This window comes from Alcanivorax sp. HI0083 (genome assembly GCF_001635175.1).
On the sequence record NZ_LWFX01000024.1, the window covers coordinates 1 to 6,968 of the forward strand.

Below are 6,968 nucleotides of genomic sequence, written 5' to 3' on the forward strand. Positions count from 1 at the left end.
CTCAATAAAATCATCACCAAGAAAACCGAACGCCACAGCCGGAATGGTGGCCAGCACCACCAGTAACCCCAGCTTCAGGTCATCATTCATTTGCCGCTGCTGCACCGCCACGCCAGCGCCGCCTACCATGGCCACCAGATCACGGCGGTAATACACCATCACCGCCAGCAAGGTGCCCAAATGCACCGCCACATCAAAAGCCAGCCCCTGATCGGGCCAGCCCAAAATCTGTGATGGAAGAATCAAGTGGGCGGAACTGGAGATAGGGAGGAACTCGGTGAGCCCCTGTATCAGGGCCAAAACCAGAGCCTGAAACCAATCCATGGAATATCCTTATTAAATGAAACGTCAGTGACGAGTCACTAGTTGCGAGGAGCGAACATCAAAACCGGTTTGGTTTTCGAAACTCGCTCCTCGTCACTCGTAACGTTTTCTATTCGTCAGCGGTAATCTGATAACCCTTCAGGAACTCCGGGGGCATACGCCGCGGCTTGCCGGAATCCAGTGCCACACACACCCAACGGGTACGACCGCGCAGCAGGGTCAGGCCATCGGATTCACGCACAATCTGATAACGGCGGGTAATACTGATGCGCTCATCATTGTGAACGATCCAGGTGCCGATTTTCAGGTTTTCACCCTCAAAGGCCGGGGCCAGATAATCCACTTCGGTGTGGCGCGCCACCATGCCCCGGTTGAGCTTCTGATACAGGTCCCAGCCCAATCCCAGTTCGGTGGTGTGATGCCAGGCGATCTGCTCCATAAAGCGCAGGTACTCGGTGTTGTTCACATGCCCCATCACATCAATGGCTTCGGCTGGTACGGTCACCGTCAGCTCATGCACATTGGGAAGGTCCCAGTTGATCATCGTACAGCTCCCTGAATCACTTGGTCTCGCAAATAGACTGGCTGTGCCAGCTCCGCACTGACACCCTCTCCGCGTTCGAATGCTGATAATGCCAGTTGCGCCACCGCTTTCGCATGGGGATGGGCGTCAACAACGCAGTGGCTTGCGCCATAGGCCGCCACCAGCGCGTCCTGGTAGACCAGCCCGGAACCGACAATCATCCAGTCCGCCGACGGCAAATCCGGCAAGGCATCGGGGTTAAACAGGCCATCGTTGAGAACCGCATTGGCCGCGCCGTCCTCACACTCATAGGCACCCAGGTACAGCTCGCCCATACGTGCGTCGAAACAGGCAATCACATGGGAGTGCGCCTGTATCGCCTGCGCACTGAGTGCGCAGGCCGCCAGGGTGGAAATCCCCACCACGGGCAGGTCCGCCGAAAACGCCAGCCCCTGAGTCACCGCGGCAGCCACACGCACGCCGGTGAACGCGCCCGGGCCATGGCCGAAGGCAATGCCATCAAGGTCCTTCAAGCGGACCCCGGCATCGGCCAGCAGCCCTTCAACCATTGGCAGCACCAGCTCGGTCTGTCGCCGTGGCGCGTGTTCAAAACATTCGACCACATTGCTATCGTCCAGCAACGCCACCGAGCAGGTTTCGCCTGCGGTTTCCAGTGCGAGTATCCGCGTCATGATTCCATCTTTTCCGCTTCCAGGCCCTGCCGGGCCAGATAATCAAAAAACCGTTGCACCACGTCCAGTTTACGGGTGCGGGTCATGTTGGGCAGGCTGTTGACGAACAACTTGCCATAACTGCGCGTTAACAGCCGCGGGTCCGCCACCACCAGTAAACCTGTGTCTTTCGGATCACGAATCAGCCGCCCGGCCCCCTGGCGCAAGGCCAGCACCGCCTGGGGAAGTTGATAATCGCGGAACGCATTACCGCCGTTGCGGTTAATGTGCTCGATACGCGCTGCCGCCACCGGGTCACCAGGAGAGCCAAAAGGCAATTTATCAATGATCACACAACTGAGCGCTTCACCGCGGACATCAATGCCCTCCCAGAAGCTGCTGGTACCCAGCAACACGGCATTGCCCTTCTCCCGGAATGCTTCCAGCAATTCACGCCGGCCAGACTCGCCCTGCACCAGCAAAGGGTAATCCAGCTTCTGGCGAAGGATAACGGCCGCTTCGCGTAACGCTCTGTGACTCGTAAACAGGAAAAAAGTGCGCCCTTTCGCCGCATTAATCACCGGCACCATGGCATTGGTAAGCTGTGCGGTGTACTCGCGGTCGTTCGGGGCCGGCAGGCCTTCCGGGGCATAAAACACCGCCTGGCGTTTGAAATCGAAGGGACTTTCCAGACGCAGCGTGCGGGCGGAGTCCAGCCCCAGGCGATGTTGAATATGTTCGAAGCGCCCGCCCACCGACAAAGTGGCTGAAGTAAGAATCCAGCTGCAGGGGTGACGTTCACGCTGGGCCCGCAACTGCGCGGCCACAGACAACGGCGTGCTGTGCAGCACCACTGAACGTTTGAACGTCTCAAACCAGTACACCCGGTTGGGCTGGCCGCCTTTCAGGTAGGCCGCCAGGCAATCCACCTGCTCACTGGCCCGCCGGGAACAGGCGTCCATGCCTCTGCTCGCCTTGGCCAACGGTCCGAGGAAGGCGTCCAGCTCCTGCAAGGCCTGCAGCAGAGCTTCCCCGGCTTCAACCACCGCCTTGTTTTCGGCCACTTCCGTCCAGGGCTCACGGCGCTCACCGTCACCCAGGCTCAAACGCAAGTCCATGCCCCCTTTATCCACGGCGGCAACCAGGCGATTCAGCTCTGCCAGATCGGCTGCGGTATGCCCGGCTTCCGACAGGCTATCGCGGCCCAGTTCCTGAATCTGCCGTGTGCTCAGGGTGTCCGCAAAAAACGCCGCGGCAATTTCAGGCAGCTGATGTGCCTCATCGAAAATCACCGTGTTGGCGGTGGGCAATAATTCAGACGCCGCACCATTGCCACGCAATGCGGCATCCGCAAAGAACAGATGATGATTCACCACCACCAGGTCAGCTTCCTGGGCTTCTTTGCGGGCCTTCATCAGGGGGCATTCGTTATAGCGGGGGCACTCCGTTCCCAGGCAATTGTCCGCGGTACTGGTCACCCAGGGCCATACTGGCGCATCTTCCGGGATCTGTTGCAGCTCGGCGATATCACCGGTACGGGTGCGCCCGGCCCAGTGCGCCACAATCTGCATCTGCCCTACGGTTTCACGGGTGAGAAAACGGGCGTCTTCCTGATGCAACTCCAACCGGTACGGGCATAGGTAATTGGCACGCCCTTTTAACAGCGCCACTTTTCTCGGCAGGTTCAGGGCTTTCTTGACCATGGGCAGGTCTTTGAAGAACAGCTGGTCCTGCAAGCTCTTGGTACCGGTGGACACCAACGTCGGGCCTTCAGACAGCAGTGCAGGCACCAGGTAAGCCAGCGTCTTGCCGGTGCCGGTTTCCGCTTCGACCAGCAGGGTGGCACCACTGCCAATCACGTCTTCCACCGCATCAGCCATTTCCAGCTGCGGTTCACGGGGCTGGTAGCCAGGCAGAAGCGGCGCAAAGCGCGCTAAATCGGTAAGATGATTACGGGCGGTAGTCACATAATGTCCCTGAAACGTGTCTGCACTCGGGGCTGGCAAAACACAAGCTGTCAGCATCGCCCAACGCGCGCGCAGAGCATAGCCGATTCGCCCCCGGAACCCAACGCGAGAGCAAGACGAGAAGGCAATATGGTCGACTATACCTTAATCATTCTGGCCGGCGGGCAGGGCCAACGCATGGGCGGTGCCGACAAGGGACTGGTGGAGGTGGATTGCAAGCCGCTGGTCACTCACCTGCTCGATAATCTACTCCCCCGCCCCACCCGCATTGTGATCAGTGCCAATCGCAATGCTGACCGCTATCAAGCCTGGGCCGATCAGGTGGTCGCGGATCAGCGCGACGGTTTTCCTGGACCGCTAGCCGGGTTGGAAGCCGCGCTGGGGGAAATCCGCGGCCTGTGCCTGTGCCTGCCCTGTGACCTGCTGACCCTGCCCACAACCATGGTTCAGGATTTGTTGGCGGCGGCGTCGATGGAGCATATTTGCGTTGCCCACGATCCCCTACGCCGGCAACCGCTATGCCTGGCCCTGTATGCCGAGCCTTGGCGAGACTCGCTCAGCGAATACCTGGATGCGGGCAAGCGCAGTGCGCACGGCTGGCTGGATCAGCTATGCGTTCAGCCAGTGACAGTGGCCACGCCGTTACAGAATCTGAATCACAGCGAACGTCTCGCAAGAGGCACATAACACGCAACCGGCGTGCAGCGTGTTGCTTGCTGCATGTTTGCGTCTTTCAAAACAACAATGCCCGCACAAGGCGGGCATTGTTATGGAACGAAAACGCAGTATTACGCGGTCACGTCCTGGATCTGCTTCATCAGGGCTACCTGATCAGCAGAAGGCTGTGCAGTTTGCAGCGCCATCAGCTTGCTCATGTCGCCTTCAATGCGGATCTGGCCGCTCATGAAGCCTTGCATGCCCGCAGACTGGTCACCTTCGATGAAGATGCGCTTGGCCAGGTCGGCCGGCAGGATCATGGTCGTCGGAGCGTCAGCGTGATGACCTTCTTCGATCATGCCACCCACCAGAGCCAGCTCTTTGTCGCCACCGTCAGCATTCACAGTGATATTGATTACCAGGTCAGCCAGAGCTGCCGGCGCTTCAACATTACCCGCGCCATCACGGATTTCTTTTACTTTTGCAAACCACTCGTCAGACAGAAATTCCAGGCTCATTCTTGTTTCTCCTTAAACCTATCAATATGACTTCGACGCCCCCTTTCACAGGGCTGGCACAGGCTTTATTGCTGCTAGCCAATTCAAACGAGCGTTCGAAACTTACCCGTACCTTATAGAAAGGCTCAGGGGGTGGCAATAGCCGCAGATGCGTCCTTATAGGACAAAAAAGCCCGGCAAAATGCCGGGCTTTTCGAACGCCTTAAATCAGCGTCAAACAAACGATCAGAGGTCGTAGCCACGCTCTTCATGCAGGGCAATATCCAGGCCCTGTGTCTCTTCGTCGCCATCTACACGCAACGGCGCAAACAGGGCCACCAGCTTAAGCAGCACCCAGGTCACCACCGCGGTGTAAACAAAGGTGGCCACCACACCCAGCGCCTGGACGCCCAGCTGGTCCAGCATGGTGTACTCGGGCCTGGCAAAGCCGTAACCGGAGAACAGCCCCAGCTCAGTGGAGGCAAAAATACCGGCAAACAGGGTACCGAGAATACCGCCAACCCCGTGAACCGGGAAGACATCCAGGGAATCATCGATTTTCAGCTTGTGCTTGATAAAGATCACCGCGTAGAAGCAGATCACACCCGCAGACAGGCCAATCACCAACGCGGCGGCCGGCCCAACGAAGCCTGACGCCGGGGTGATCGTGCCAAGACCGGCCACCATACCGGTCGCAATGCCCAGTGCGGATGGCTTGCCGAATTTTTTCCACTCCATGGTAATCCACGCCAGCGAACCGGCGGCGGCAGAAATGTGCGTCACCAGCATGGCCATGGCCGCATCGCCATTGGCTGCCAGGGCCGAACCACCATTGAAACCGAACCAGCCCACCCACAGCATGCCGGCACCAGTCACGGTCATGGTCATGTTGTGCGGCATCATGCCCTGGGTCGGGAACCCTTTTCGGTTACCCAGCACCACGGCGGCCACCAGCGCGGCCACACCGGCAGTGATATGCACCACGGTGCCACCGGCAAAGTCGTACAGCCCCAGGTCAGCCAGCCAGCCGCCACCCCAGACCCAGTGACACACCGGGATATACACCCCCAGCAGCCAAAGCACGGAAAACGCCAGCATCGGACCGAAGCGCATGCGCTCGGCAAAGGCACCGACGATCAGGGCGGGAGTAATGATGGCAAACGTCATCTGGAACAGCCCGTGCAGGCTTTTCGGCAAAGTGCCTTCCAGCGTCTCCCGGGTAATCCCGGAAAAGAACACATGGTCCAGGCCACCGATCCAGGCATTCATGCTGCCACCATCGGAAAAGGCCAGGGAATAACCGCAGATCAACCACACCAGCGACACCGCGCAGGTGATGGCGAAACATTGCATCAAAACAGACAGAATGTTCTTGGCACGCACCAGGCCGCCGTAGAACAGGCTCAGGCCCGGCAGCGTCATGAACAGCACCAGCGCGGTGGCGGTGAGAATCCAGGCACTGTCACCGGTATCCAGACCATCGGCCAGCGCCAGCGAAGGCAACATCAACAATACAGCTATCAATTTTTTCATCGCCGGGCCCCTTAAATGGCTTCGCTGCCAGTTTCACCGGTACGGATACGGATCACCTGCTCCAGGTCCGTCACGAAAATCTTGCCATCGCCGATCTTGCCGGTGCCGGCCGCTTTCATGATTGCCTCGATCGCCTGGTCCAGCTGCTCTTCACGGACCGCCAGCTCCAGCTTCACCTTGGGAACAAAATCCACCACGTACTCTGCCCCCCGATACAGTTCGGTGTGCCCTTTCTGGCGTCCAAACCCCTTTACCTCGGTAATCGTCATGCCCTGCACCCCAATCTGGGCCAGCGCATCACGCACCTCTTCGGCCTTAAACGGCTTGACCACCGCAGTCAGCATTTTCATTCGGTATCTCCTCGTCCTCATGCACCAACACAAAACGTGCCGGAAACTTGCACCGACAAGGAGCATTCAAGAATCAGGCCACAAAATAGTGCACGCGATTTCAATCGGTTAGCGGTGAACATTATTCATTGCGCACCACAAAAGAACGTCGCACCATAAAGATGCACCATGGATGGGCGCCAACGGCATTAAATTGGCGCACGCCCCCGGATCAAACAGCACAAGACGTGCCGGTACGCACCAAAACACACCAGCGCCAAGCAGAGAGAAAAGCAAGCAGAGAGAAGACAGGCAAGAAAGCAGAACAGAAAGGGCAACGGAGATGGCCGCTGCCCTTGGGCGGGAGGCTCAGTAAAGGTAATTGAACATCTTGCGGCGGTATTCACTGGCCAGCGGATCGCCTTTGGGCAGGCATTCGAACACTTCCAGCAATGCACTGCGGGCGA

The 6,968-nt window shown here is 58.5% G+C and carries 9 protein-coding genes; 1 reads left to right on the forward strand and 8 read right to left on the reverse strand.

From position 1 onward, the window contains the following. The 4 genes from A3754_RS00305 to A3754_RS00320 all read right to left on the reverse strand — a co-directional run. Positions 1–324: undecaprenyl-diphosphate phosphatase (locus A3754_RS00305; protein WP_304439759.1), on the reverse strand; the 324-nt coding region annotated here is incomplete at its 3' end. A 109-nt stretch (positions 325–433) separates the two neighbouring features. Further along, a complete protein-coding gene (locus tag A3754_RS00310) occupies positions 434–868 on the reverse strand; it encodes a thioesterase family protein (RefSeq protein WP_082872234.1) in 435 nt (144 codons plus the stop codon). After that, on the reverse strand, positions 865–1,539 hold the full coding sequence (tsaB, locus tag A3754_RS00315) for a tRNA (adenosine(37)-N6)-threonylcarbamoyltransferase complex dimerization subunit type 1 TsaB (RefSeq protein ID WP_063518536.1): 675 nt from the start codon (positions 1,537–1,539) through the stop codon (positions 865–867). Before tsaB ends, A3754_RS00310 begins: the two co-directional genes overlap by 4 nt. After that, the gene (locus tag A3754_RS00320; protein ID WP_063518537.1) at positions 1,536–3,485 is read right to left on the reverse strand and encodes an ATP-dependent DNA helicase; all 1,950 of its coding nucleotides are present in this window, start codon (positions 3,483–3,485) and stop codon (positions 1,536–1,538) included. The genes tsaB and A3754_RS00320 overlap by 4 nt, the downstream gene beginning before the upstream one ends. A gap of 129 nt (positions 3,486–3,614) precedes the next feature. On the opposite strand from A3754_RS00320, the gene mobA reads away from it, so the two are divergent. After that, a complete protein-coding gene (gene mobA / locus A3754_RS00325) occupies positions 3,615–4,172 on the forward strand; it encodes a molybdenum cofactor guanylyltransferase MobA (RefSeq protein ID WP_063518538.1) in 558 nt (185 codons plus the stop codon). A 101-nt stretch (positions 4,173–4,273) separates the two neighbouring features. Here the strand turns inward: mobA and A3754_RS00330 are convergent, their stop codons facing one another. The 4 genes from A3754_RS00330 to A3754_RS28695 form a co-directional block, all read right to left on the reverse strand. After that, positions 4,274–4,660, reverse strand: coding sequence for an SCP2 sterol-binding domain-containing protein (locus A3754_RS00330; protein ID WP_007150082.1), 387 nt, complete (start codon positions 4,658–4,660; stop codon positions 4,274–4,276). 225 nt (positions 4,661–4,885) lie between these two features. After that, positions 4,886–6,172, reverse strand: a complete 1,287-nt coding sequence (locus A3754_RS00335) for an ammonium transporter (RefSeq protein ID WP_063518539.1) — start codon at positions 6,170–6,172, stop codon at positions 4,886–4,888. An 11-nt stretch (positions 6,173–6,183) separates the two neighbouring features. Continuing rightward, positions 6,184–6,522, reverse strand: a complete 339-nt coding sequence (locus A3754_RS00340) for a P-II family nitrogen regulator (RefSeq protein ID WP_063518540.1) — start codon at positions 6,520–6,522, stop codon at positions 6,184–6,186. Between the two features lie 348 nt (positions 6,523–6,870). Next, positions 6,871–6,954 (reverse strand): tetratricopeptide repeat protein, encoded by an 84-nt coding sequence (locus A3754_RS28695; protein ID WP_255363091.1) that lies wholly within the window; start codon positions 6,952–6,954, stop codon positions 6,871–6,873. Positions 6,955–6,968 lie beyond the last annotated feature (14 nt).